Origin of the sequence: Cellulomonas xiejunii, from assembly GCF_024508315.1 — a bacterium.
Taxonomy (GTDB): Bacteria; Actinomycetota; Actinomycetes; order Actinomycetales; family Cellulomonadaceae; genus Cellulomonas; species Cellulomonas xiejunii.
Map to the genome: position 1 here is coordinate 155,620 of NZ_CP101987.1, position 24,464 is coordinate 180,083.

Consider the following 24,464-nt stretch of genomic DNA (forward strand, 5'->3'; position numbering starts at 1 on the left):
CCGGGCCACCCCGCCCGCCTGACCACACCGGAGGACCCCATGACCGACACCCTCACCGCCGCACCTACCGACACCGCAGGCCGGCTCGCTGCCGTCACCGACGAGATCGTCTCCGTCCTGGCACGCACGGACACCGCAGGGATCGACGCCGTCACGGCCGCCCTGCTCGGCGCCGGCCGCGTCTTCGTCACCGGCGATGGCCGCAGCGGGTTCATGGCCCGCGCGTTCGCGATGCGGCTCATGCACCTGGGCCTGCGCGTGCACGTCGTGGGAGAGACGACGACGCCCGCCGTCGCCTCGGGGGACACGGTCGTCGCGGTGTCCGGCTCCGGCACGACGGCCGTGACCGTGCGGGTCGCGGAGCAGGCCGTGCAGGTCGGTGCCCGGGTCCTCGCGGTCACGACCGCCCCGACGTCACCGCTCGGTGCCGTGGCGGACGCGGTGCTCGTCGTGCCCGCCGCCACCCGGTTCCGCCGCGCGGGCGAGGCGCCGACGATCCAGCCGCTGTCGAGCCTGTTCGACCAGACCACGCACGTGCTGCTCGACGTCGTGTGCCTGGGCCTGGCCGATGCGCGCGAGGTGGACCACGCCGCCGCTGCCGCGCGCCACGCCCGCACGGAGTGACCGATCCGCTCGTAGGGTGGCGGTGTGGACGAGTACGCGATGACCGGGTTCCGGGTGCGCGAGCACCACGTCGAGGTGCCGGTGGACCGGGCGGACCCGCAGCGGTTCGGCACGCTCGAGGTCTTCGCCCGGGAGATCGTCGACCCCGAGCGCGACGGGGACGACCTGCCGCTCCTGCTGTTCCTGCAGGGCGGGCCCGGCGGCATGGGACCGCGGCCGGTGCCCGGGGGTGGCTGGTGGGCGACCGCGCTGCGCACGCACCGCGTGGTGCTGCTCGACCAGCGTGGGACGGGTCGCTCGTCGCGCGTCGACGGCGACGACGTCGCGGCGTTCGACGACGCCCGCACGGCCGCCGACTACCTGGCGTGCTTCCGCGCCGACGCGATCGTCGAGGACGCCGAGCACCTGCGCCGGACCGTGTACGGCGGTCGACGGTGGACGACCCTCGGCCAGTCGTACGGCGGGTTCGTCACCCTGACGTACTTGTCGCGGCACCCCGAGGCGCTCGACGCCTGCTGGGTCACCGGCGGTCTGCCGCCCGTGGGGGCGACCGCCGAGGACGTCTACGCCGCGACCTACCCGCGGCAGGCGGCGCGCAACCGCGCGCTGGCCCGCGCGTTCCCCGACGACGTCGGCCTGCTGGGCCGCCTGGCCGACCGCGTCGCCGCCGGCGACGTCGTGCTGCCCACGGGGGAGACGCTGAGCGTCGAGCGGCTGCAGACCCTGGGGATGTCGTTCGGCATGAGCGCCGGTACCGACGACCTGCACTGGCTGCTCGACACCGCGCTGGACCGCCGCGGCGAGCCGGCGCCCGGGTTCCTCGCGCAGGTCGCGTCGCGCACCGGGTTCGCGACCAACCCGCTGTACCTGGTGCTGCAGGAGGTCATCTACCACTGCGGGCACCGCGAGCCCGGGTGGGCGGCGGCGGCCGAGCACGCGCGGCACCCGCGGTTCGCGGCCGACGCCCGCCCCCTGCAGCTGACGGGCGAGGCCGTGTACCCGTGGATGTACCAGCAGGTCGCGGCGCTGCGACCGTTCGCCGCCGTCGCCGAGGAGCTCGCGTCGCGCACCGAGTGGCCCGAGCTGTACGACGTCGACCGGCTCGCCGCCAACGAGGTGCCCGTCGCGGCGGTGCAGTACTACGACGACCCGTACGTCGACCTGGACCTGGCGCTGCGCACCGCGGACGGTCTGGGCAACGCGCAGGTGTGGATCACCAACGAGTACCTGCACGACGGCCTGCGCGTCGCGGGCGACACGATCCTGCCGCGGCTGGCGGACCTGACGTCGGGGCGGTGGACGGTCACCACCCGCTGAACGGGTGAGCCTGTGGACGGCTGCCCGGTCGATCCCGACATCTCGGGCATGATGTGCGGTGCCCCCGCCTGTCTGGAGGATCGTCCGTGCCCGCTCCCCGGCGCCACCGCCACGTCCGCGTGACGACCGCGGCTGCGCTGGCCGCCGCCCTCACGGTCCTCGCGGCCTGCACCGGCGGTACTCCCGCACCCGCCCCTGAGGGCGCCGCCACGCCGACCGTCGCGCCCGGCCCGCAGCCCGACGACGTGGTCGCGACCGCGGCGATCCCCAGCAACGGGTTCGACGTCGAGGTCGAGGTCTACCCGCTGGTCCGCCACGAGGAGTACGTCGTGCTCACCGTCGACTTCACCGCGGTCGCGCCCGCCGTCCCCGAGGACGACGCCGTGACCCTGTTCGGCTTCGGCGGCGCGGCGTTCACTGCCGAGATCATGTCCGGGCCCGTCAACCTCCGTCTGCTGGACCTCGAACGCGACGTCGTCCACCACGTCGCACGCGACGACAGGGGGCGCCCGGTCGTCAGCGACAACGAGTGGGATGTCATCCGCACGTCGGACGGCACCCGGCTGCAGACGGCGTACGCCGCACCGCCGCCGGAGGTGACCAGCCTGTCCGTTCTCCTGCCCGGCGCGCCCCTCCTCGCTGAGGTGCCGGTGATCGAGGGCGACCTGCCGTCCCCCGTCCGGCCCGAGGTCCTGGAGAAGGAACGCGCGACGTCGACCGCCGTGCCGGAGCCGGACGGGCTGGAGTGGGACACGATCGTGGGCGCGCCGACGTTCCCCCTGGAGTCGGCGAGCGTCGAGCTCGACGGCGCTGTGCAGACCGTCGAGTCCGTCGAGAAGGTCGAGGTGACGCTCGGGTCGGACGTGCTCTTCGAGTTCGACCAGGCGACCCTCACCCCTGCCGCGAGTGAGGCGATCACGCTCGTGGCGCAGCGCATCGCCGAGCGTGAGCCCGGCACGGTCGCGGTCGTCGGGCACACGGACGACCAGGGTGACGACGCGTACAACCAGGACCTCTCCCAGCGCCGCGCGCAGACGGTCGCCGACACGCTCGCGGGGAGCATCGGCACGTCGTACCCGCTGCAGGTCGAGGGGCGGGGCGAGGCCGAGCCGTTCGTCGCCAACGACACGGAGGACAACCGCGCGCGGAACCGACGCGTCACCGTCACCCTGGCGTCGACGGTAGTGACGCGCACCGACCTGACGGCCACGGGCGAGCTGCCGCCGTTCGGCGAGGAGGGTGTCGCCGGGGCGGCGGGCGCGGGTCTGCGGCTCGGGACCGACAGGTCCCGCTGGGACCTCGACGCCACCGCGCGCCACGTGCACGGGCACCTCGTCGTCGACCTCGAGGTCGCCGCCCCCGATGACCAGGGCGAGTCGGTGTTCGGCGCGTTGAGCAACGTGCTGTCCTCGCACCGCGGCGACGACACGGTCGTGCCCATGCAGAACTCCGGTCGGGTCACCGTGCTCGACGGCGCCCTGCGGCTCTACCCGCTGGACTACCGCACCGCCGACCGGGAGAACTTCCCCGGCGGCGAGTGGTGGACCGTCGCGGACCTCCAGGGCACGTTCACCATGGCCGGCGGTCAGCGACGCACGTTCAGCTTCGTGTACCCGCGCCTGGAGACGACCGAGGTGACGATCCAGGCAGGGGACGGGACGTTCAACAGCGCGGACTTCCGGATGACGGGAGTGCCGGTGCTCTCCGACGAGGCCGGCTGAGGACCACCTCTTGACGGCTCGCGGCGCCTCACGTCACGAGCGGGTGGATCGCGTACACCAGCCCCACGACGACACCCAGGACGATCGCCGCGCCCGTCCACACCAGCAGCCGGGCGATCCGGCGGGTGCGCCGTTCGTGGTCGTGCGGCTCGTCGCTCGCGCGTCCGGTCACGTCGGGCCTCCCGGGTCGGCGGACGTCCGGGTCCACTGTGCCGCCGCGCCGCGGGACGCGCACCCTCGGGCCGTGCGGTTCGGGGTCGGGGGCGTCGCGGTCGTCAGGCCGCCGGCTGCCCGCCCGCGTGCCGCTCGGCCAGGGCCGCGTCGAGGTCCCGCAGGATCCGCTCGCACTCCTCGACGTCCCAGGGCGTGCCCGCGAGCTCGAACTCGAACAGCACGGGCCGGCCGGACCGCTGCGCGATCTCCCGGGCCGCCTTCTGGTAGTACTGCCCGAAGTTCCGGTTGCCCGACCCCATGACGCCGACGAGCAGCCGCCGGTTGTGGGGTGAGGCCAGGAACCGTCGCACCGCCTCGGGGATCGTGTCGTTCGCGTCGTTGCCCGTCTTGTACGACGGGGTCAGCAGCACCCACGGCCCGTCGACCTCGCTGCGCCGGTGCTCGCGCTCGGCGAGGTTGCGCACCGGGCGGTCGAGCCGCTCGGCGAAGGTGCGGACCAGCCCGCTCGAGGACGAGTAGTAGTAGACGGGCGTGCGGCGCATCCCACCAGCCCACCCCGTCGCGGCGGCGGGCGGCGCGGACGTTGGTCCCGGACATCGGCCCGCGGCCCCCGCGCCTTCGCCCGCGCGAGAGCAGCCAGTCGTCCTGGATCGCTCTCTCGCGCGGGAAGGGGAGGGTGGCGTCGGTCCTGGGAGTCCTCGCGGGGACCGACCCGTACGCCGGACGGGTGAGGTTGTGGACGGCGAAAGGCCTGGTCCGGACCTTTCGGGCATCATGGCGGCACCCCCCACCCCGCCAGGAGACCTCCGTGCCCGCTGCCCGACGCCTCCGCCCGGTGCGCGCCGCCCTCGCTGTCGCGCTGGGTCTCGCGCTCGTCGCCTGCACAGGCGGTGACCCGGCCCCCGGTCCCGGCACCCCGACGCCGACCGTCGACCCGGGCCCGCAGCCGGACGACGTCGTCGCGACGGCCGTGATCCCCGAGGGCGGCGTGGACCTCGAGCTGCGCGTGCACCCGCTCGTGCGCGCCGGTGAGCACGTGGTCCTGACGCTCGACGTCGTCCCGCTCGAGGAGCTCGACGAGGACGTCCGCATCGGCGGCTTCGACGTGACGTCCTTCGTCGCGGAGGGGAAGGCGCCGGTCAACGTCCGTCTCTTCGACCTCGCCGCCGACGTGGTCCACCACGTCGGCGCCGACGCCGACGGGGAGCCCGTCGTCGCACCCGAGCGCTGGCACCGGATCAGGGCGGCGCACGGCACCCGTCTCCAGATGCCGTTCGCCGCACCGGCGGACGACGTCGCGGCGCTGTCCCTGCTGGTGCCCGGCGCCCCGCTGTTCGCCGAGGTGCCGATCATCGAGGGCGAGGTCCCCCCGGCCGCGCACCCGGACGACGTGGCCGCGGCCGCAGACGCCGCCGCGACGGCGGCCGCCCTGGCCTCCGCGAGCCCGTCGGCCACCCCCGACGTCGAGGAGGTCGAGCCGCCCGAGGAGCTCGACCTGGACGCCGTCGTCAGCGCGCCGACGTTCCCGCTGGAGTCGACGAGCGCCGAGCTCCACGGTGCCGTGCGCACCATCGAGTCCACCGAGCGGGTCGAGGTCACGCTCGGGTCCGACGTGCTGTTCGCGTTCGACTCGGCCGACCTGACGCCGGAGTCCGCGCAGGCCGTCGCGCTGGTCGCGCAGCGGCTCGCCGAGCGTGAGAAGGGCACGGTCGAGGTCGTCGGCCACACCGACGACCAGGCGGACGACGCGTACAACCGCGACCTGTCGCGGCGACGCGCGCAGGCGGTCGCGGACGCGCTCGCTGCCCAGGCCGGCGGTGCCGGGCACCGCATGCGGGTCGACGGCCGCGGGGAGTCCGAGCCGGTCGCGGACAACACGTCGGACGAGGGGCGCGCGCTCAACCGGCGCGTGACCGTGTCGCTCACGTCGAAGGTCGTCACGCGCACCGACGTCACGACGGAGGGTGAGCTCCCGGCGTTCGGGGCGCACGTCGGAGCCGCGGGGACGCCGCTGCGCGTGGAGACGGTGGCCCGCACGTGGGAGGTCGATGCGACGGCCCGCCGCGTGCACGGCCATGTGGTGGTCGACCTGACCGTGCACGCCGCGGACGACAAGGACGGGCTGGGCTGGGCGGTGGGCTTCCTGCGGGGGTTCTCCTCCCACCGCCCCGGCGGCACCGTCACGCCGCACGGCATCACCGCCCGCGGCACGGTTCTGCAGGGCGCGTCCCGGCTGTTCCCGCTGGACTACCGCGTCGGGGAGAACGAGTTGTGGCCCGACGGCGAGTGGTTCACCGCGTCGGACCTGGACGCCAGCTCGTGGATCGACGGCGGCCAGACCCGGACGTTCTCGTTCGTGTACCCGCGTCTCGACGTCGACACCGTCGTGTTCCAGGCCGGGACGGGCGTCGCGTTCGACACCGACTTCCGCCTCGTCGACATCCCGGTCGCACCCGAGGTCGCCGCGCCCCGGGCCCCGGGCGCGTCCACCTCGAGCGCACCCCCGGACGACGCGACCCCCTGAGCGGCGGCTTTGAGCGGCGGCCCTGAGCGGCGGCCCCGAGCAGCGGCCTCACGTCAGCAGCGGGTGGACCGCGAAGACCAGGCCCACGAGGGCGAGCACGGCACCTCGCCCGTCGCGCCTGAGTCGCTCTTCTGCGGCTCCGGCGGCGCGTGCCTATGATCCGATGATGGGCGCAGGGGGACGGCGCACGATCCTGGTGACCGGTGCTGCCGGGCCGGCAGGGCGCGCCCTGGGCGCCCAGCTCGTGGGGCGTGACCCGGAGCTGAGAGCCGTCGGGGCGGACCTGAACCCGGTGCCCGTGACCGGTTTCGACACCGTCGAGGCGGTGCCGGCCGCCGGTGACCCGCGCTACGAACCGGCGATGCGCGACCTGATCGAACGTGTGGGTCCGGACCTGGTCGTCCCGACGGTCTCCGAGGAGCTGCCGCGGATCGCGGTCTTCGGGCGTGCCGCAGGCCTCGGCAGCGCGCTCGTCGGGTCGTCGGCGTCGGCTGCGGCCGTCGCGGGGGACAAGCTCCTGACGATGTGGACGCTGGCGCGCGCGGGCGTCGCGGTCCCGGCCTTCGCCCCGGCGGACGTGTTCGCTTCCCCGGCGGTCGCGCTCGAGTGGGCCGGCGGACCCGTCGTCGTCAAACCCCGGGTCGCGCGCGGCGGTCGCGGTGTGCACGTGGTCGACCGACCGGACGACCCGGTGTGGGACCAGCTCGACGCCGCCTGGGTGGTCCAGGTGTTCGCACCGGCCGTGGAGTACAGCCCGCAGGTGTACCGCTCGCCGCGGACGGGCCGCACCGTCGTCGTCGTGCTGCAGAAGGCGGCGCTCGAGCACGGCCGGATCGGCAACGCGACGGCCGTCGAGCGTCTGCCCGACGGGTCCGCCCCGGACGTCGCCGCCCTCGCCCTGCGTACGGTCCAGGCCCTGGACCTGGTGGGGCCGGTCGACATGGACGTGCGCCGCCTCGCCGACGGCGCGCCCGTGGTGCTCGAGGTCAACGCCCGGTTCGGGGCCGTGTCGGCGTCCGCCCCGCAGATCCTGGACGCAGTTCTCGACGACTGGCCGGGCTGACCCGATGACCGTGGTCGTCGCACTGCTGACGTCGCTCGTGCTCGTCGTCGGTGCGTCGTTGCTGGTCGTGGGCCTGGTCCGCCTGGCCTTCGTCCCCGCGGCCCTCGTCTTCGAGGTCAGGCAGCGGCGCGCGACGCCGGGGCCTTCCGGCTGCGGCCCGCTCTTCACCGAGCCCCCGTCGGTCAGCGTCGTCGTCCCGGCCTACGAGGAGGCGCTGCTGATCGGCAACTGCATCGAGTCGATCCTGCGCAGCGACCACCCGAGGCTCGAGGTCGTGTGCGTCGATGACGGGTCGTGCGACGGCACCTACGCCCGGATGCGCGAGCTGGCCGCCGCGGATCCCCGGGTGCGTCCCCTCCACCAGGAGAACGCAGGCAAGGGAGCCGCGCTCAACACCGGCATCGCGGCCGCGCGCGGTGAGGTGCTCGTGCTGGTGGACGCCGACGGGCTGTTCCGCCGCGACACCCTGACGCGCCTGCTCCGTGGCTTCCGCGACGAGCGCGTCGGCGCGGTGTGCGGCAACGACCGGCCCGTGAACCTCGACCGCGTCCTGACCCGGCTGCTCTCGCTCATCAGCCACGTCGGCACCGGGTTGATGCGGCGCGCCCTCGACGTCCTCGGGTGCATGCCGGTGGTGTCGGGCAACGTGGGGGCCTTCCGGCGTGACGTCCTCGAGCAGGTGGGCCCGGTCCGCACCGACACCCTCGGTGAGGATCTCGAGCTGACGTGGCGCGTGCACCGCGCCGGCTACCGCGTGACGTTCACGCCCGACGCACTGGTCTTCGCCGAGTCGCCGTCGACCCTGCGCGGCCTGTGGCGGCAGCGGGTGCGGTGGGCCCGCGGGCTGCTGCAGGCGACGGCGCTGCACCGCGGCATGATCGGCAACCCGCGCTACGGGCCGTTCGGGGTGTACCTGCTGTACAACACGCTGGCCCAGGTGGTCGCGCCCTTCCTGCAGGTGCTGGGCGCCGTCGTGCTGATCGTGCTGCTCCTCGTCCAGGGCACGAGCTGGCTGCCGTCCGACCTGTGGCAGTGGCTGCTGCTGGTCGGCCTGCCGCTGTCGTTCGTCCTGCTGGTCGCCGCCGTGCTCCTGGACCGGGCCCCGCGCGACCTGCGCTACCTGTGGACGGTGGGTCTGTGGCCCGTGTACTCGGCGCTCATGACCTTCGTCGTGCTCGACGCCGCGCGGCTCGAGCTGGGGAACGCGGAGAACAGATGGAACAAGCTGGAACGCAGCGGGACGGTGTCGGTGAGCGGTCTGGTCGAGGAGCACGGTCCTGGCTCGTGATGATCCTCGCCTCGCTCCTCGCCGTGGTCGTGGTCGCGGTCGTCGTGGCCCGCCCGTGGCAGGACGTCCCGCCGCCGTTACGGGCGCCGTCGCCGTCGCAGCCGCAGTCGCTGCGCTCGGTCAGCGTGGACTTCGGCATCGTGACCGACCCCGCGACGGACTGGGCGGCCCTCGACGCCCACCTCGACGAGGTCGGTGCCACGGGCGTCGACCTCAACGCCGGGCGCGTCGAGTTCACGGCGTTCGACTGGGCCGCGTACCCCGACGCGGCCGCCGAGCCCGGGGCCGACCACATCGCGCGCGCCGCACGGGCGCTGCGGCTCACCGGCGACGGCAGGCAGCGGGAGATCGGGCTCATCGTCGACGCGTACGTCCCGGAGTGGATCGTGCAGGACCCGTCGATCGCAGGAAGGTCGGCCGACGGCACACCGGCGACGTACACGGCGTCGGCCGCGCAGCTCGCCCGGGGGCCGGTGGGGGACCGCCTGGTGGAGTACGTGGCGGCGCTGGGTGAACGCTACGAGCCGAGCCAGATCGCGATCACCGAGCTGTTCCTCGACATCAACTCGTTCGGGGACGACGACCTGGCGCTGTTCCGCGAGATGACCGGTGCGACGGACTGGCCGCGTACCGCCGACGGCCTGCCGGACGACTACGCCGACTCCGTGGCGGCGTGGCGCGCGGACGTCCTGGCAGGGCTCCTGGCGCGCATGCGGTCCGCACTCGACGCGGTGGACGGCGGCCGCGGCGCGGGGATCGTCCTGGCGATGGACGCGCGGGTCGACTTCGACGACCCGGCGAAGGGCTCCCCGGTCTCGGGTCAGCTGTACGACGTCCTGCTGCGCTCCGCCGACCGTCTCGTGCTGTGGGGCTACCTGTTCGGTCAGCGCCCGCCCACCGACATCTCCCGCGTGACCGCCGGCCTCGAGGAGGCCGGGTACGACATGTCGCGCTTCACCGTGTCCGTGGGCATGTGGGCACCGTTCTCGGTCGATCCGCCGGGGGTGCTGAGCGCCGACGTGCTGGCGCAGGCGGTCGAGCAGGCCGCGACCAACGGCGTCACCCACGTCAACGTGACGCCCGCGAGCCTGCTCACGGACGAGGACTGGGCGGCCCTGGCCGCGGTGTGGAACCCGGCGTCGAGCTGAGGTCGTGACCCGCAGCGCTCACGGTCCGCTCACCGCCGACGCGCGGCCCGTCACGGTCCCGGCGTCGTCGCCTCCGTGAGGTCGGGGAGCACCACCTCGACCTGCGTGCCGCTCCCGAGCTCGCTGTCGATGGTGAGCCGCCCGCCGTGCTCGTCGACGATCGCCTGGACCAGGGAGAGCCCCAGGCCGACCCCGCGTACCCGGCGGCGCTTGGTGTCGCGCGTGCGATAGAAGCGCTCGGTGAGGCGCGACAGCTCGTCGGGCGCGATGCCCGCACCCTCGTCCACCACCCGGATCAGGGCCGTGCGCGCGCCGTCCGGCGCGGTGCCGGGGCGCACCTCGACGACGACCCGGTCGCCCGCGAGGCTGTGCTTCACGGCGTTGCTCACCAGGTTGTCCACGATCTGGGTCAGTCGTTGGGGGTCCGACAGCAGCGGCACCGGCCCGTCCGCCTGGACGTCGACCTGCACGCCGGCGGCGCGCGAGATGGGGGCCTGGCTGGTCACCGCGCCGCGGGCGACGTCCCCGACGTCGACCTCCTGGCCCGACACGGGCGCACCGACGACGACCTGGGCGCTTGCGAGCAGCTCGTCCACCAGGGAGCGCAGCCGGTTCGCGTTGCGTTCGACGACGTCCAGGTACCTGCTCTGCTCCTCGTCGAGCACGTGGTCGCCGGACCGGATCAGCTCGAGGTACCCGAGGATCGAGGCGAGCGGCGTGCGCAGCTCGTGGCTGACCAGGCCGATGAACTCGTCCTGCTGACGCTGCTCGTCGCGCCGCGGGGTGACGTCGGTGCCGACGAACAGGTAGCCGGCGGGCAGCGTCGGGCCCGCGTCGTCGAGCCCGGGCCGCAGGGTGGCGACGAGCTCCAGGAAGCGGATGGTGCCGTCGGCCAGGACGACGCGCCACTCCTCGACGTGCGTCCCGCCCTCGGCCGCGCGGCCGACGAGCCGGCGGAGCGGCACACCCACGTGGACGTCCTGCGGGGCGCCGGGGCGCAGGTCGTCCACGAGGTCGCCGATCTCGCGACCGACGAGCTCGTGCACCGCACGTCCCAGGATGCGCGCGGCGCCGGAGTTGGCGGACAGGACGACCCCGTGGACGTCCGTCGCGATGATGGCCTGCTCGGTGGCGGCCTCGATGATGCTGCTCAGGGTGTCGCGCGACGCGCGCAGCTGCCGCGCCCGCACGTCGAGGGCGTCGCGCGCGCGCTGGAGCTCGTTGGCCTGCATCCGCGTGGCCTGCACGATGCCGTGGGCGCCCAGCACCGTCGGGACGATGACCAGCAGGGTGACGACCGCGTGCAGCAGCGGCTGCCTGCGGTCGACGTCCACGATCGCGGGCGCCAGCAGCACGACCGTGCACATCGCGAGCGCGACCACCGGTCCCCAGCGCTCGGGCCGCAGCGCGAGCATGCCCATCGGCAGGATCAGGAGGATGTCGAACTCGGCCATCGGCAGGCCCGTGCCGATGTCCAGCAGGGCGATCGCCGTCATCTGCGCGATCGGCGGGGTCGCCCGCCAGACGGGTCGCAGACGTCTCCAGGGCACGAGGATGCCCGCGAGCTGAGCGAGCGCGACCAGGAGGCCAGCCGTGACCAGCAGCGCCGGCCGCTCCGGCGCGACCGCGGACTCGACGACGACCAGCGACACCAGGATGGTCACCGTCGCCGGTGCCTGCCGCAGCGCGACGGCGTCCGGTGCGAGCCAGCCGACGGCGAGGCGGTCGAACAGGGCGCGCGTCACCGGGTCCATCGACTCGGTGCCCGACGAGGGTGGCCCCGTGCGCCGGGTCGCGGCCATCACTCGCCCGAGCCGTGGTCCCCGGGGGTCGGCGTCCACTCGACGGCAGGTGCCGCCCGCACCTGCCACGCGACCGTCTCGCTCGCCCGGACGGTCTCGAGCGGCTCGACGTCGTCGGACGTGCTGAACCGGGACCAGTAGCGCGTCGTCGCGCGGACCATGTCGGGCCGCATGTAGTCGCGGTGGGCCTGGGACTCGTACGCCGCGAGCATCTGGAGCTTGGTGTCGACGAACCCTGCGACGTCGACGAACCGGTTGGGCGCGAAGGCCACGGTCGACGACGGGCTCTGGAAGCACCACACGTTGGGCACCTGGCGGGCCGCGATCTCGACGGCCTCGTGCACCGCGCGGTGGTCCTGGTGGCGGTCGTGCGCGCTGTGCGTGTAGATCCGGTCGGGCTGGACCTCCTCGATGGTCCGCTCGATCGCGGTGATGATGCCCTCGGCGGGGACCAGGTGGGTGTCCGGGAAGTCGAGGTGGATGAGGCGGGCGCCCACGACGGCCGCGGCGGCGGCGGCCTCCGCCTGCCGGACGGTCGTGCTGCCGCCCACGGCTCCGCCGGACAGCGTGAGGATCACCAGGTCGTCGCCGGCGGCGCCGTGGGCGGCCAGCGTGGCGCCGGCGCCGATCTCGACGTCGTCCGGGTGGGCCCCCACCGCCAGGATGCGCTGCCGGTTGCTGGTGCGGCGCTCGCGGGCGACCTTCGCCAGCTCGGTGGCCCGCCGCACGACCTCCGCGGACGACACGGGCTTGACGAGGAACTCGTCGGCGGCCTCCCGCAGCGCCTCGACGGCGTGGTCGAACGTCGGGTACGCCGTGACGACCATGACGGTGAGCGCCGGGTCGAGGCGGCGCGCCTCGGGGAGGATCTCCAGCCCGGAGCGCCCGGGCAGCTGGATGTCGGTCACGAGCACGTCGAACGTGCTGCGGCTCAGCTCGGACAGGGCGCCCTCCGCGGTGGTCGCGACGACGACCACCATCCCCTCACGCTCGAGGGCGATCCGCAGGAGCTCTGCCGCGTCGGGGTCGTCCTCGAGGACGAGTGCGCGGTACCGGTCGTCTGGCATGGACCCCCCCGGGCCTCGACGTGTACGGCCCACTGTAGGAAGGGGGGCGCGGGACCGCCCGGCGAGCGGGGCGCCTGCGCCCGTTGCCCGCCCGGCGGTCGATCCGCGCCCGGGAAGTCGTGGGATGTCGTGACATCTCAGGCGTGATCGTTCACCGTGGGGCGAGACGTCGTCCGTGCATCCCGCGGGCGGCGTCGCCCCACGGCCGACCAGCCGCGGGTCCCGCGACGAAGGGACACCACAGTGACAGCTCGACGCACCACCACGCTCGCCGGAGCGCTCGCCGTGCTCGTGCTCGGGACGAGCGCGCTGCTCGCGCCGCCCGCCACGGCGCACGGGCCGGGCGGGAAGCCAGGTCCCGGGCACGGACCGGGGCACACCATCAACGCCGAGAGGTTCGCCCGTCAGGTCACGACGCGTGGCGTGTGGCGCCACCTCGAGGAGTTCCAGCGCATCGCGGACCGCAACGACGGCAACCGCGCCGCGCTCACCGAGGGGTACGAGGCCAGCGCCCGGTACGTCGAGCGCACGCTGCAGCGGGCGGGGTACACGACCACCCGCGACCCGTTCACCTTCGGGCTCGAGGTGGTCGACGCCGCGAGCCTGACGCTCGGCACCGGCGAGACGTACGTGGTCGACCAGATGCAGTACGCACCGAGCTCGCCCGAGGGCGGTGTCACCGCGCCGGGCTCGACGCCGACCGACACCACCGGCTGCACGGCGGAGTCGTGGGCCGGGGTCGACGTGGCCGGGACGATCGCCGTCATCAGCCGTGGGGTGTGCGCGTTCGGCGACAAGGCGGTCGTGGCCGAGGCGGCCGGCGCGGTCGGCGTCGTCGTCTACAACAACGTCGAGGAGATGCTCTACGGGACGCTCGGCGAGGGGACCGTCGTGAACGTGCCCGTCGCGGGCATGGGCCAGGCCGACGGGCTCGCCGTGGTCGAGGCGGTGGCGGCGGGTGTGCCGATCACCCTCGACACCCGGTTCCACACCGAGGAGAACGAGAGCTTCAACGTCATCGCCGAGACGCGCGCGGGTCGCGACGACAACGTCGTCATGCTCGGTGCGCACCTCGACGGCGTCGAGGAGGGCCCGGGCATGAACGACAACGGCAGCGGCTCGGCCGTGCTGCTCGAGGTCGCCGTGCAGCTCGCGAAGCAGAAGAAGCTCAACAACACGGTGCGGTTCGCGTGGTGGGGCGCCGAGGAGCTGGGGCTCATCGGCTCGACGGCGTACGTCGACGAGCTCGCGGGCCAGGAGGGTGAGCTCGACCGCATCGCCACGTACCTGAACTTCGACATGGTGGGCTCGCCCAACTACATCATCGGGGTGTACGACGCGGACGAGTCGACGTACCCCGCACCGGTCGACGTCCCCGAGGGTTCGGCGCAGACCGAGGACGTCCTGACCGGCTGGTTCGAGTCGAGGGGCCAGGCGTGGGTCGACACGGAGTTCTCAGGCCGCTCGGACTACCAGGCGTTCATCGTCAACGGTGTCCCGGCGTCCGGTCTGTTCACCGGCGCCGACGACATCAAGACCGAGGAGGAGGTCGCGCTGTTCGGCGGCACGGCGGGGATCCGTCACGACCCGAACTACCACACGGCGGACGACGACCTGGCGAACGTGAGCCGGGAGGCGATCAGCATCATGGCGCCTGCGGTCGCGTTCGCGACGGCCAGCCTCGCGACCGACACGTCGGCGATCAACGGGGTGTCGGGCCCGGGGGACCAGGGTCACCACCACGGACCGTGGAAGCCCGGCAAGGGCAAGGGGCACCGGCACGGCCAGGAGCACGGCACCTTGCAGCAGGCGTCCTGACGACGTCACCGCAGCGCCTGAGGCGCGGATGACCGGTGGCCCGGCGCCCTTCGTGGCCCGGGCCACCGCCGTCCGGTGACCCTCGCAGGACCGTGCCGGCGCGGCAGGTGACGTGGTGCGTCGTCCTTGGCGTGGCCGCCCAGCCCCGCAGGAGACGGGCGACATCTTGCTCCTCTGCGCGGGTCTTGCCAACCCCTGACGTGACCTTTTCTTGACCCTTGGACACCGGGAGGTCAAGACGTGGGTCGGGGGCGGCTGTCGAATCGCCCGTTTGTGATGAAGATGTGAAGATTCTCACCCGGGCGAGACGTGGCGGCCCGTCGAGGAGCAGTATCCGAGGAGGCCGCCCAGCCTCGCGCCCAACCCGGCGCACCGCATCCGCCGATCGCGTCAGCCGCCGATGCGGGGGAACGGGTCGAGCGAGAACGCGACCTCGACCGGGACGTCGAAGAACGCCGCGATGCGCAGCGCGAGGTGCAGCGACGGGCTGTACTCGCCCCGCTCCAGGTAGCCGACGGTCTGGTAGTGCACGCCCAGCGCGTCTGCGAGCTCGCGCCGGCTGACGCCCCGCTCGGCACGCAGCACGGCGATGCGGTTGTGGACGGACTCGCTGCCCTGCGGACGTCGCCGCTCGTCGTCCGCCACGTCAGCCGCGGACCAGCGACTGCAGGCGCTCCGCGAGGGCGCTCGCGGTCTGCCGCGCGGTGGACCGACGCAGCACCACCGGCGCGACGACCAGCCCGACGACCGCCCACGCGAGCAGCACGAGGGCCGCGATCTCCGGGTGCCACGCGCCGCCGAGCTCGAGGCCCTCGGCACCCGCGGGCAGGGTCGTGGCCCGCAGCCCGTGCGCGAGCCAGTAGAGCGGGAACGCCTGCACCGGTCCGGCCGCCCAGGGCGGGATCGTCTGGGGGCCGAAGATCCCCGAGAGGAACGCGAGCGCGACCACGGGTGCCATGACGAACAGCATGACGCGCGTGGGACGCCCGGCGAGCGCGCCGCCCACGATGCCGATCGGCAGCGTCGCGAGCGTCCCCAGCAGCAGCCAGCCGACGACGGCGACCCACCCGCCGGGCCCCTGGTGCATGGGGTCGCCCAGCAGGAAGGGCCACGGGGCCAGGATGAGCACGAGCATGGGGACGGCGCCGAGCACCTGTCCGACGACCATCCCGACGGTGTACGTCGTGGTCCCCCGGGGCGTGGTGCGCAGGCGCAGCACCGTGCCCTCCTCGACCTCGGTGGACAGCGCGAACGCGGGCCCCATGACCATGCCGAACAGGATGGTCGCGGCCAGGATCCCGGGCAGCGCGAGGTCGGGCAGGGTGAGGCCGCCGCTGCCGGGGATCACCGAGTCCCGCTGGGTGACCAGGTAGACGAGGATCCCGACGCCGATGATCACGTTCCACCCCGTGTCCTCGGGGCTGCGCAGCATGTGCCGGAACTCGGTGAGGCCGCGGCGCAGGCCGAGGCGGACGGCCCCGGCGAGCGGCGACGGTGCGGGGTCGGCGGGCGTGCTCATCGCGTGGCCTCCATCTCGGCACGGGCGTCGGTCTCGTGGCGCCGGACGATCTCGAGATAGGCGTCCTCGAGGCTGGCGCGCACGACCTCCAGGTCGTCGACGTCGCCCGTAGCCAGCAGCTCGCGCGTGAAGGCGACGGGGTCGTGCGTGCTGTGCACGTGGCGCGTGCCGCCGGCGGTCCAGCGGACCTCGGACGGCCCGGCGACGTCGCGCGCGACGGCCTCCGGGCTGCCGGTGGCCACGATGTGCCCGCCCGCGAGCAGGAGGATGCGGTCGGCGACGGTCTCGGCCTCGGCGAGGTCGTGCGTCGTGAGCAGGACGGCCGTGCCGTCATGGTCGACCACCTCGTGGACCAGCTCGTGGAACTCGCGGCGCGCGGCCGGGTCCAGGCCTGCGGTCGGTTCGTCCAGGACGAGAAGGTCCGGCCGGCCGACGAGCCCGACGGCGACGTCGAAGCGACGGCGTTGACCACCGGACAGGGTGGACATGCGCTGGTGGGCGGCGTCGGTGAGCCCGACGCGCGCGAGGAGGTCGTCGACGTCGCGCGGACGCGTCGTGCCGGGCGTCGAGTAGGGACGGTAGGCGTCGCCGAGCTGTCCGAGCAGCTCGCGGACGCGCCAGCGCCGGTGGTCGCGCCACGACTGCAGGACGACGCCGATCCGGGCCCGCCACGCGTCGTCGCCGCGCTCCGGGTCCACGCCCAGCACCCGGACGTCGCCCGCGTCGCGGCGGCGGAAGCCCTCGATGATCTCGACGGTCGTCGTCTTCCCCGCGCCGTTGGGCCCCAGCAGGGCTACGACCTCGCCGGGCGCGACGTCGAACCCGACGTCGTCGAGGACGGTGCGCTCGCCGTACGCCATGCAGAGGCCCTCGACGTGCACCGCGGTGTTCTCGATCCGGTCCATATAGTAGGTGTACTACATATCATCGCAGTCACGCTACGGTCACGGGCGATTTGCGCCCGGCGTCAGGGGAGCGGCGAGCTGATCACCCACCGGTGCCCGAAGGGGTCGACGAGCCACCCTCGCCTCTCGTCACCCTGGTCCTCGGGCTCCCGGTCGGCGGTCGCGCCCGCGGTCACGGCCCGCACGTACGTCGCGTCGACGTCCGCGACGTCCAGAGCGACCGCCGCCGTCGCGTGCCCCACGCTGCGGGGTGCCCACGCGCCGTACTCGTGCGCCTCGTCCGACAGGTAGAGCGGTGCTCCGTCGATGGTGAGCGCGGCGAACCCGATGCGACCGCCCTCCTCGTACCGCTCACCGGTCTCGACCGCACCGAACGCCGCTGCGTAGAACTCGATGGCCGCGCGGCCGTCGTGGACGGTGAGGTAGGGCGTGAGGCTGGTCATGGGTGATCAGCCCTGTCCGGGACCCGCGACGTTGACCATCCACCCCACGCCGAACCTGTCGGTGCACATCCCGAACTCGTCGCCCCACGGCGCGACCTCCATCGGGACGCCCGGGGTGCCCCCCTCGGAGAGCCGCGCGACACGGTCCGCAGGGCCTCGGCGTCCTGCGGACCGCCGAACAGCGCGACGGACGCCGACGACTCGTCCGGCACCGGCATGCCCACCGGCGTGTCCGACGCCATGAGCAGGCCGCCGCCGGCGGGCAGCTCCAGCTGCGAGTGCATGATCTTGCCCGCGTCGGCGGGGTCCTGCGCCATGCCGAACTCCTCGAACGTGCTGAACACCGGCTGCGCCCCGAAGACGTCGCCGTAGAACTCCATGGCGGCGCGCGCCTGGTCACGGAACCCGAGGTACGGGCTGATGCGGGCGGTCATGGCTGCTCCAGGTGGTCGCGGGGCCGTTGCGGGCTGACAGACGTACCGACCGGTGGCACCGCGCCGACTCATCGGCCGGGCCGGCATCGCGCGCAGTGGTGCACGTGCGAGGTGTCGACGCCGGTCCCTGTCGCCCGAGGGTGGTAGGACGGGTGCATGACCACTCCACCTCCCGGCGGCGACACCCCGGCCGCCACGCCGTTCCACGACCTCGACGCCTACGTCGCGCTGCCGCGCCTGTCGGGCCTCGTGCTCTCGCCCGACGGGACCCGCCTCGTGACGGCCGTCCAGACCCTCGACCGCAAGCGCACCGCCTACGTCACGGCGCTGTGGGAGGTCGACCCCACCGGTGAGCGCCCGGCGCGCCGCCTGACGCGGTCGGCCAAGAGCGAGGCGTCGGCGGCCTTCACGCCCGCGGGTGACCTGCTGTTCACGAGCGCCCGCCCCGACCCCGACGCCCAGGATCCCGACGACGAGCCGGCGCCCGCGCTGTGGCTGCTGCCTGCCGACGGGGCCGAGGCCCGCGTCGTCGCGGACCGCGGCGCCGGTCTCGGGGGAGTGCAGGTCGCGACCGACGCGCCCACGGTCCTCGTCGTGTCCGACGTCCTGCCCTCGGCGAGCGACCCGGCCGACGACGACCGCCGCCGCAAGGAGCGCAAGGACGCCAAGGTGTCCGCGATCCTGCACACCGGCTACCCGGTGCGCTACTGGGACCACGACCTGGGTCCGGGCTTCCCGCACGTGTTCGTCGCCACGGTCGGCACCGACGTCGCCGCTCCGCGCGCTGGCGAGCGGGACCCGCGGCTCGACCTGGCGGACGTCACACCCGGGGCGCGGATCGAGCTGGTCGAGCAGTCACCCGCCCTCAGCCCGGACGGCAGCACCGTCGTCGCGCCGTGGAACCGTGCGGGCGTGCGCGGTGAGATGCGCACGCACCTGGTCGCGATCGACGTCGCGAGCGGTGAGCGCCGGGTCCTCGTCGACGACGAGGCCGCCGACATCGGCCACCCTGTCGTCTCGCCCGACGGGCAGTGGGTCGCCTACGCGCGCGAGACGCTGTCGACGCCGCACGTCGCGCCCGCCGTCGAGCTGTGGGTCGTACCGCTGGCGGGCGGCGAGCCGCAGCGCCTGGCCACCGGGTGGGACCGCTGGCCGACGAGCCCGGTGTGGCTGCCCACGTCCGATGCGCTGCTGGTCGTCGCCGACGACGACGGCCGCGCCCCGGTGTTCCACGTGGAACTGAACGGCGCCACGGTCACGCGGGTGACCAGCGACGACGCGGCGTTCTCGGACGTGCGGGTCAGCCCCGACGGTCGGACCGCCTACGCCCTGCGCGCGTCGTACGAGGCGCCGGCCCACCCGGTCCGGATCGACCTCGCGGCCGCGCTCGCGGGGGGACCCGTCGCGGCCGAGCCGCTGCCGTCCCCGGCTGCCGACATCCCGCTGCCCGGCCGGCTCGACGAGGTCGTCACGACGGCTCCGGACGGCACCCGCGTGCGCGCCTGGCTGGCACTGCCTGACGGCGCCGGGCCGGACGCCAAGGCGCCGCTGCTGCTGTGGATCCACGGCGGTCCGCTCGGCTCCTGGAACGCGTGGTCCTGGCGCTGGAACCCGTGGCTGCTCGTCGCGCAGGGCTACGCCGTCCTGCTGCCCGACCCCGCGTTGTCCACCGGCTACGGGCAGGACTTCGTCCAGCGCGGCTGGGGCGCGTGGGGCGCCGCGCCCTACACCGACCTGCTGGCCGCGACCGACGCCGCGCTCGAGCGGGACGACGTGGACCCGGAGCGCACGGCCGCGATGGGCGGGTCGTTCGGCGGCTACATGGCCAACTGGGTCGCCGGGCACACCGACCGGTTCCGCGCGATCGTCACGCACGCGAGCCTGTGGGCTCTCGACCAGTTCGGTCCCACGACGGACGCGTCATACTACTGGCAGCGCGAGATGACGCCGGAGATGGCGCTGGAGAATTCGCCGCACCGGTTCGTCGGCGACATCGTCACCCCGATGCTCGTCATCCACGGGGACAAGGACTACCGCGTGCCGATCGGCGAGGGGCTGCGCCTCTGGTACGAGCTGCTGTCCGCGTCCGGCCTGCCCGCCGACGAGAACGGCCGTACCCCGCACCGGTTCCTCTACTACCCGGACGAGAACCACTGGGTGCTCCAGCCGCAGCACGCGAAGGTCTGGTACGGCACGGTCCAGGCGTTCCTGGCCGAGCACGTCCTGGGCGCAGGTGACGACGTCGCCTACCCGGAGCTGCTGGGCTGACGCCCGGCCCGGTGCAGGTCGGTGGTCACCGGCCTGCGCCGGGCAGGTCCGCGTCGGCGACGTCCGCATCAGTGACGTCCGCGTCGGTGACGTCCGCGTCGGTGATGTCCGCGTCGGTGATGTCTGCGTCGGTGACGGGCAGGGCGGGGTAGGTGACCGGCAGGGCGGGGTACGCGATGGGCGGGTCCGCGTCGGTGATGGGGAGGTCTGCGTCGGCCACGGGTGTCGACGGTCTTCGGCGGGTGTTGTCCTTGCGGGCGGCGCCCTCCCGGGTGTTGCTCTTGCGGGCGGCGCCCTTGTGGGTTCTCGCCAGGGCGAGCAGTCCGTAGAACCCACCGGTCCCGAGCACCAGCAGCACCACCCCGACCAGCCTCGGGCCGAGGACGGCCAGGGCGAACCCGACACCGAAGACGACGCCCACCACGGCGCCGCGCCAGCCGAACAGCGCGATTCCTCCGGCGACCGCGGCGACGAGGATGCTCAGCAGGATCGAGCCCACGACGAGGATCAGGATGCCCGCGGCGGAACCCCCGCCCTCGTCGGGCAGGAAGTCCATGACCGGAGAGAGTCCCATGGTGAACAGGCCGAGACTCAGCAGGCCGAAGGCGGCCGTGCCGGCCACGGTGACGGGCGTGGAGTACTTGCCGCCGTAGAAGCGGCCGCTCTCGCCGTCGACCCACTGCTCGACGGCGAGGTGCGCGCACCAGAACCCGAAGGGGCCGAAGAGCCCGAAGAACAGCAACAGGAATCCGGCCTCGCCCTGCGGCGTGTCACCGGGCACGTCGGCCATCGCGTCCGCGACGCCCAGCAGCACGAACCCCACGACCCCCGCTGGGACGCACAGCGCGAAACCGGTGCGGGTGATCGCCTGCAACACGCGGCGACCTGCGGGGACGGCGTTCTTCGCGGGTCGGCGCACGGCGAGAGGCTAGCGGGTCCGGAAGCGGGGTTTCTGCCCGATCCATCGCGATCTGGTCGCTGCTGCGCCGCCGCCACGTGCGCCCGGCGCCGGTGTCTGCCGCCCGTCGGACTCCTGCCGCGCGCGCCGACTCCCGCGGACTCCCACGGACCCCCGACGGCGCCACACCCTTGCGCATCGAGCACATCTGCGATCTGATCTAGGTAAGAAACCTACCTATAGGAGTCGCTGTGCCCATGACCTGGCCCGACCGCGACCGGCCGTGGCTCGACCGCTACCGGGCCGGCGTCGCCGGCGCGCAGATCCCGCCCGACGTCCTCGCGCAGCGTGAGTGCGACCTGCTCGCCGCCCTGCTGGAGGCCGGCGAGCCTGCCGCCGACGTGTTCGGCGACCCCGCCGAGGTCGCCGCCGAGGACGTCGCCGAGCTCGCGACCGACGACGAGGCGGTCCGCCGGTCCGAGGGCGGCGGAGCCCGGCCCGTCCTGCAGGAGATCGCGGGCTCGCTCATCGGGTTCGCGCTCGTCGCCGTCCTCGCCGTCGCGGTGCGCCACGGCGGAGCGGTCGACGTCGACGCGGCGTCCGTCCTGGTTGCGGCGGCCGTGCTCGCCGGCCTCACCGCCTGGCGGGTCGCCAGGGCGTGCCGCGCCGCGGGACGGTCCGCGCCCGCGGCGGGCGCCGTCGTGGCGGGGGCGGCGCTCGCGGTGGCCGCGCTCACCGCGGCCTCCGCGCTCGGGGAGCGCGTCCTGGTCCACGACGCGCCGTTGCTCGCGCTCGCGCCCGTGATGCTGGCGCCGGGGGTCGCGCTGCTCGCCGTCGCGCGGAGCCTGCCCGAGCCGCGGCTGCGCGACGACTGGGACGACGACCAGTGGCTGCGACGGTTCCGCGTCGCGCTGCGCGCCCGGCTCGTGCCACGCGACTCCGTGCGCGGCCATGTCATGGAGGTACAGGAGACGCTGCGCGCGCAGGGCGTGAGCGCCGCGGACGAGTACGGTCACCCCCTCGTGCTGGCCCGCCGCCTGGCGGCGGCCGACCGGACGGCGCGCGCCCGCCGCTGGTGGCTCACCGTTGCGGGCGGTGTCGCCGTGCCGCTCGCAGTCGCGGCGCAGACCCTCGTGCTCGGGAAGTGGGAGTGGATGACCGTCCCGCTGACGTTGCTGCTCGTCGGTGGCGCCGTGGTCGCCCTGGCCATGTCCTGGGGCTCGCGTCCGTGGGCGCGCGCATGAGCACGTCGGCGTGGCAGCGCGTGTCCCTGCCGCTGCTGGTGCTCGGCACGCTCGACGGGGCGCCCCGGCACGGGTACGGCATCTCGCAGGCGCTCGTCGCCGCGGGCCTGCAGCCCGTCAAGGGCGGCCAGCTCTACCCGACGCTCGTGCGGCTCGAGGACGACGGCCTGGTGGAGTCGCACTGGGAGGAGGGCGGGTCCGGCCCGGCCCGCAAGGTCTACCGGCTCACCAGCACGGGCCGCGACCGCCTGCGGGAGCTGCGGGACGAGTGGTCCGCGTTCGTGGCCGCCGTCGAGCACGTCACCGCGGGCGACGGCTCGCACTGAAGCGTCCCGCCGTCGTGGGCGTCCCGCCCGTCGCCGTCCGTCGCCATCCCGTCAGAGGTCGGCGGGGTCCACCAGGAAGTCGGCCTCGTCGGCGACCTCGCCGCCGGTCACCGCCTGCAGCGCCTTGGTGACGGTCGCGATCAGCGGGGCGGACCGGCTGCGGGCGACACGGTGCTCGAACGACGGCCGCTCCTGCTCGATCTGCTCGATCTCGAACGGCTCCCAGCGCACGCGGTAGGACACGACACCGGCCTTGGTCCAGGGCAGGTCCTCCATGAGCGGCGGCAGCTGCTCGCACGCGGCGACCTCGACGGCGAGCATGCCGTCGACGCCCAGGTCGACGAGCACCCCGAAGGCCTCGGCGGGCGGCGGGTCGGCGAGCATGAGCGCGTCGTACGCGTCGGCCTCCGCCAGGAGCCGGCGCCGGTCGTCGGGGTCCAGCACGCCATGCTCCTCGAGCGCCGCGCGCAGGCCGGAGCCGCCGGACTCGGGGGCGCCGCCCATCGCGCCGTGCGACCCGCGCCCGGCCAGGACGGTCGGACCCGTCCACGACCCGGGGGTCGCCACGGAGAGGTACGCGCGTGGCTGGACGCGCTGGACCACGGCGAGCACCTGCTCAGGCTCCAGCCACCGGTCCGTCAGGACGGTGAGGTCGGTGGCGGCGTCCGGGTCGGGCGTCAGGACCACGCCGGTCTGCGTGCGCACCGCGCCGCCGAGCCGCCGCGCGGCCGCCACCAGCCACTGCAGGACGCGCTCCTCCTCGCGGACGGGCAGGCCGTCGGGGAAAGCGCGCTTGAACCCGTCGCGGTCACCGCCCGGCCAGGGCTTCTCACCGCGCTCGCGCGGGGCGTCGAGCACCCAGACCATCACGGTCGTCGCGGGCAGGCCGAGGGCGAGCGCGTCCTGCGCGCCGACGCTGTACGGCCCGGCGAGCGACGAGAGCCGCGCGAGGCGCAGGACGCGCGACGGGCGTGCCGTCCGCCGGGTGACGGAGCGCATTCCGAACGCCGCGGTCACCGCGGGCAGCATGCCCGTGCGGGTCGGGGTCTCGGGTGTGCGGGCGTCCTCCCACCGCACGCTCCGGAACCTGCTGGCGGCGAGGACCTCGATCTCCTCGGGCTCGACGCCCTCGGGGAGCGCGAGCAGGTGCACCCCGGCCAGCATCGGGTCGTCGACGACGAGGGGCGGGTGCGTGGCCATCAGACGTCCGTCCGGTGGAACCCCTGCCAGGACCGCGACGCGGTCGGCCCGCGCTGACCCTGGTACCGCGAGCCGTACGCCGCGGACCCGTAGGGGTTCTCGGTGGGTGACGTCAGTCGGAAGAAGCAGAGCTGGCCGATCTTCATGCCGGGCCACAGCAGGATCGGGAGCGTCGCCATGTTCGACAGCTCGAGCGTCACGTGCCCCGTGAAGCCCGGGTCGATGAACCCTGCGGTCGAGTGCGTCAGCAGCCCGAGGCGACCCAGCGACGACTTGCCCTCGAGGCGTGCGGCGACGTCGTCCGGGAGCGTGACCTGCTCGTACGTCGAGCCGAGGACGAACTCACCGGGGTGCAGCACGAAGGGCTCGCCACGCTCGACCTCGACCAGGCGCGTGAGGTCGGGCTGCTCGGCGGCCGGGTCGATGAACGGGTACTTGTGGTTGTCGAACAACCGGAAGTACCGGTCCAGGCGCACGTCGACGCTCGACGGCTGGACCATGGCGGGCTCGTACGGGTCGAGCGCCACCCTGCCGGACTCGAGCTCGGCACGGATGTCGCGGTCGGAGAGCAGCACGGTGACACCGTAGTGCCGAACCGGTGGGAATCGACCCGCGGTGGGCGTCGCGCACACCTTCCTCACACGGACGGCGGGTGCGCGCGGCGGCGACCTGCAGGGGTGT

General features: G+C 74.0%; 23 protein-coding genes. 11 read left to right on the forward strand and 12 right to left on the reverse strand.

Annotated elements, in window-relative coordinates; genetic code table 11:
• The first annotated feature begins 39 nt into the window (after nt 1–39).
• The 3 genes from hxlB (at nt 40) to NP048_RS00715 (ending at nt 3,662) form a co-directional block, all read left to right on the forward strand.
• The gene (hxlB, locus tag NP048_RS00705; protein ID WP_227577060.1) at nt 40–624 is read left to right on the forward strand and encodes a 6-phospho-3-hexuloisomerase; all 585 of its coding nucleotides are present in this window, start codon (nt 40–42) and stop codon (nt 622–624) included.
• Nucleotides 625–663: 39 nt separating this feature from the next.
• Nucleotides 664–1,941 (forward strand): alpha/beta fold hydrolase, encoded by a 1,278-nt coding sequence (locus tag NP048_RS00710; protein WP_227577218.1) that lies wholly within the window; start codon nt 664–666, stop codon nt 1,939–1,941.
• A gap of 86 nt (nt 1,942–2,027) precedes the next feature.
• On the forward strand, nt 2,028–3,662 hold the full coding sequence (locus NP048_RS00715) for an OmpA family protein (protein WP_227577061.1): 1,635 nt from the start codon (nt 2,028–2,030) through the stop codon (nt 3,660–3,662).
• A gap of 28 nt (nt 3,663–3,690) precedes the next feature.
• On the opposite strand, the gene NP048_RS00720 is transcribed toward NP048_RS00715, so the two are convergent.
• Nucleotides 3,691–3,834 carry a hypothetical protein gene (locus NP048_RS00720; protein ID WP_227577062.1) on the reverse strand — a complete coding sequence of 48 codons (144 nt, stop codon included), beginning with the start codon at nt 3,832–3,834 and terminating at the stop codon, nt 3,691–3,693.
• A gap of 103 nt (nt 3,835–3,937) precedes the next feature.
• Nucleotides 3,938–4,378, reverse strand: a complete 441-nt coding sequence (gene nrdI / locus NP048_RS00725) for a class Ib ribonucleoside-diphosphate reductase assembly flavoprotein NrdI (protein WP_227577063.1) — start codon at nt 4,376–4,378, stop codon at nt 3,938–3,940.
• 266 nt (nt 4,379–4,644) lie between these two features.
• On the opposite strand from nrdI, the gene NP048_RS00730 reads away from it, so the two are divergent.
• The 4 genes from NP048_RS00730 (at nt 4,645) to NP048_RS00745 (ending at nt 9,859) form a co-directional block, all read left to right on the forward strand.
• Nucleotides 4,645–6,360, forward strand: a complete 1,716-nt coding sequence (locus NP048_RS00730; protein WP_227577064.1) for an OmpA family protein — start codon at nt 4,645–4,647, stop codon at nt 6,358–6,360.
• A gap of 166 nt (nt 6,361–6,526) precedes the next feature.
• A complete protein-coding gene (locus NP048_RS00735) occupies nt 6,527–7,423 on the forward strand; it encodes an ATP-grasp domain-containing protein (RefSeq protein WP_227577065.1) in 897 nt (298 codons plus the stop codon).
• A 4-nt stretch (nt 7,424–7,427) separates the two neighbouring features.
• Nucleotides 7,428–8,711 (forward strand): glycosyltransferase family 2 protein, encoded by a 1,284-nt coding sequence (locus NP048_RS00740; RefSeq protein WP_227577066.1) that lies wholly within the window; start codon nt 7,428–7,430, stop codon nt 8,709–8,711.
• Nucleotides 8,711–9,859 carry a hypothetical protein gene (locus tag NP048_RS00745; RefSeq protein ID WP_227577219.1) on the forward strand — a complete coding sequence of 383 codons (1,149 nt, stop codon included), beginning with the start codon at nt 8,711–8,713 and terminating at the stop codon, nt 9,857–9,859. The genes NP048_RS00740 and NP048_RS00745 overlap by 1 nt, the downstream gene beginning before the upstream one ends.
• Nucleotides 9,860–9,909: 50 nt before the next feature.
• Here NP048_RS00745 and NP048_RS00750 read toward each other — a convergent pair whose 3' ends face one another.
• Complete coding sequence (locus tag NP048_RS00750; RefSeq protein WP_227577067.1) at nt 9,910–11,604, reverse strand: sensor histidine kinase; 1,695 nt, start codon at nt 11,602–11,604, stop codon at nt 9,910–9,912.
• 56 nt (nt 11,605–11,660) lie between these two features.
• Nucleotides 11,661–12,728: a PIG-L family deacetylase gene (locus tag NP048_RS00755; RefSeq protein ID WP_227577068.1), complete on the reverse strand. Its 1,068-nt coding sequence runs from the start codon at nt 12,726–12,728 to the stop codon at nt 11,661–11,663.
• A 243-nt stretch (nt 12,729–12,971) separates the two neighbouring features.
• Between NP048_RS00755 and NP048_RS00760 the strand changes: the two genes are divergently transcribed.
• Nucleotides 12,972–14,546 (forward strand): M20/M25/M40 family metallo-hydrolase, encoded by a 1,575-nt coding sequence (locus NP048_RS00760; protein WP_227577069.1) that lies wholly within the window; start codon nt 12,972–12,974, stop codon nt 14,544–14,546.
• A gap of 390 nt (nt 14,547–14,936) precedes the next feature.
• On the opposite strand, the gene NP048_RS00765 is transcribed toward NP048_RS00760, so the two are convergent.
• From NP048_RS00765 to NP048_RS00785, 5 genes are all read right to left on the reverse strand, one after another.
• Nucleotides 14,937–15,191, reverse strand: a complete 255-nt coding sequence (locus NP048_RS00765) for a helix-turn-helix transcriptional regulator (protein ID WP_227577070.1) — start codon at nt 15,189–15,191, stop codon at nt 14,937–14,939.
• 1 nt (nt 15,192) lies between these two features.
• Nucleotides 15,193–16,065 (reverse strand): ABC transporter permease, encoded by an 873-nt coding sequence (locus NP048_RS00770; protein WP_227577071.1) that lies wholly within the window; start codon nt 16,063–16,065, stop codon nt 15,193–15,195.
• Nucleotides 16,062–16,970 carry an ABC transporter ATP-binding protein gene (locus tag NP048_RS00775; protein WP_227577072.1) on the reverse strand — a complete coding sequence of 303 codons (909 nt, stop codon included), beginning with the start codon at nt 16,968–16,970 and terminating at the stop codon, nt 16,062–16,064. Before NP048_RS00775 ends, NP048_RS00770 begins: the two co-directional genes overlap by 4 nt.
• A gap of 62 nt (nt 16,971–17,032) precedes the next feature.
• Nucleotides 17,033–17,413 (reverse strand): VOC family protein, encoded by a 381-nt coding sequence (locus NP048_RS00780; RefSeq protein WP_227577073.1) that lies wholly within the window; start codon nt 17,411–17,413, stop codon nt 17,033–17,035.
• Nucleotides 17,410–17,847, reverse strand: a complete 438-nt coding sequence (locus NP048_RS00785) for a VOC family protein (RefSeq protein ID WP_308054105.1) — start codon at nt 17,845–17,847, stop codon at nt 17,410–17,412. The genes NP048_RS00780 and NP048_RS00785 overlap by 4 nt, the downstream gene beginning before the upstream one ends.
• A 156-nt stretch (nt 17,848–18,003) precedes the next feature.
• Here NP048_RS00785 and NP048_RS00790 point away from each other — a divergent pair, with 156 nt between their 5' ends.
• Entirely contained in the window at nt 18,004–20,115 is a 2,112-nt protein-coding gene (locus tag NP048_RS00790; RefSeq protein ID WP_227577074.1) for a S9 family peptidase, read from the forward strand.
• 25 nt (nt 20,116–20,140) lie between these two features.
• Here the strand turns inward: NP048_RS00790 and NP048_RS00795 are convergent, their stop codons facing one another.
• Nucleotides 20,141–21,034, reverse strand: coding sequence for a hypothetical protein (locus NP048_RS00795; RefSeq protein WP_227577075.1), 894 nt, complete (start codon nt 21,032–21,034; stop codon nt 20,141–20,143).
• A 236-nt stretch (nt 21,035–21,270) separates the two neighbouring features.
• Between NP048_RS00795 and NP048_RS00800 the strand changes: the two genes are divergently transcribed.
• Both NP048_RS00800 and NP048_RS00805 read left to right on the forward strand, forming a co-directional pair.
• A complete protein-coding gene (locus NP048_RS00800) occupies nt 21,271–22,257 on the forward strand; it encodes a hypothetical protein (RefSeq protein ID WP_227577076.1) in 987 nt (328 codons plus the stop codon).
• Nucleotides 22,254–22,583, forward strand: a complete 330-nt coding sequence (locus NP048_RS00805) for a PadR family transcriptional regulator (protein WP_227577077.1) — start codon at nt 22,254–22,256, stop codon at nt 22,581–22,583. The genes NP048_RS00800 and NP048_RS00805 overlap by 4 nt, the downstream gene beginning before the upstream one ends.
• A 51-nt stretch (nt 22,584–22,634) precedes the next feature.
• On the opposite strand, the gene NP048_RS00810 is transcribed toward NP048_RS00805, so the two are convergent.
• A complete protein-coding gene (locus tag NP048_RS00810) occupies nt 22,635–23,783 on the reverse strand; it encodes a hypothetical protein (protein ID WP_227577078.1) in 1,149 nt (382 codons plus the stop codon).
• On the reverse strand, nt 23,783–24,358 hold the full coding sequence (dcd, locus tag NP048_RS00815; protein ID WP_227577079.1) for a dCTP deaminase: 576 nt from the start codon (nt 24,356–24,358) through the stop codon (nt 23,783–23,785). The genes NP048_RS00810 and dcd overlap by 1 nt, the downstream gene beginning before the upstream one ends.
• Nucleotides 24,359–24,464: the final 106 nt, after the last annotated feature.

Bases quoted from the DNA above. Each gene is read 5' to 3' on its own strand.
- hxlB (WP_227577060.1), top strand. From the start codon at position 40: ATGACCGACACCCTCACCGCCGCACCTACCGACACCGCAGGCCGGCTC.
- NP048_RS00710 (WP_227577218.1), top strand. From the start codon at position 664: ATGACCGGGTTCCGGGTGCGCGAGCACCACGTCGAGGTGCCGGTGGAC.
- nrdI (WP_227577063.1), bottom strand. From the start codon at position 4,378: ATGCGCCGCACGCCCGTCTACTACTACTCGTCCTCGAGCGGGCTGGTC.
- NP048_RS00735 (WP_227577065.1), top strand. From the start codon at position 6,527: ATGGGCGCAGGGGGACGGCGCACGATCCTGGTGACCGGTGCTGCCGGG.
- NP048_RS00740 (WP_227577066.1), top strand. From the start codon at position 7,428: ATGACCGTGGTCGTCGCACTGCTGACGTCGCTCGTGCTCGTCGTCGGT.
- NP048_RS00745 (WP_227577219.1), top strand. From the start codon at position 8,711: ATGATCCTCGCCTCGCTCCTCGCCGTGGTCGTGGTCGCGGTCGTCGTG.
- NP048_RS00755 (WP_227577068.1), bottom strand. From the start codon at position 12,728: ATGCCAGACGACCGGTACCGCGCACTCGTCCTCGAGGACGACCCCGAC.
- NP048_RS00770 (WP_227577071.1), bottom strand. From the start codon at position 16,065: ATGAGCACGCCCGCCGACCCCGCACCGTCGCCGCTCGCCGGGGCCGTC.
- NP048_RS00775 (WP_227577072.1), bottom strand. From the start codon at position 16,970: ATGGACCGGATCGAGAACACCGCGGTGCACGTCGAGGGCCTCTGCATG.
- NP048_RS00780 (WP_227577073.1), bottom strand. From the start codon at position 17,413: ATGACCAGCCTCACGCCCTACCTCACCGTCCACGACGGCCGCGCGGCC.
- NP048_RS00785 (WP_308054105.1), bottom strand. From the start codon at position 17,847: ATGACCGCCCGCATCAGCCCGTACCTCGGGTTCCGTGACCAGGCGCGC.
- NP048_RS00790 (WP_227577074.1), top strand. From the start codon at position 18,004: ATGACCACTCCACCTCCCGGCGGCGACACCCCGGCCGCCACGCCGTTC.
- NP048_RS00800 (WP_227577076.1), top strand. From the start codon at position 21,271: ATGACCTGGCCCGACCGCGACCGGCCGTGGCTCGACCGCTACCGGGCC.
- NP048_RS00805 (WP_227577077.1), top strand. From the start codon at position 22,254: ATGAGCACGTCGGCGTGGCAGCGCGTGTCCCTGCCGCTGCTGGTGCTC.
- NP048_RS00810 (WP_227577078.1), bottom strand. From the start codon at position 23,783: ATGGCCACGCACCCGCCCCTCGTCGTCGACGACCCGATGCTGGCCGGG.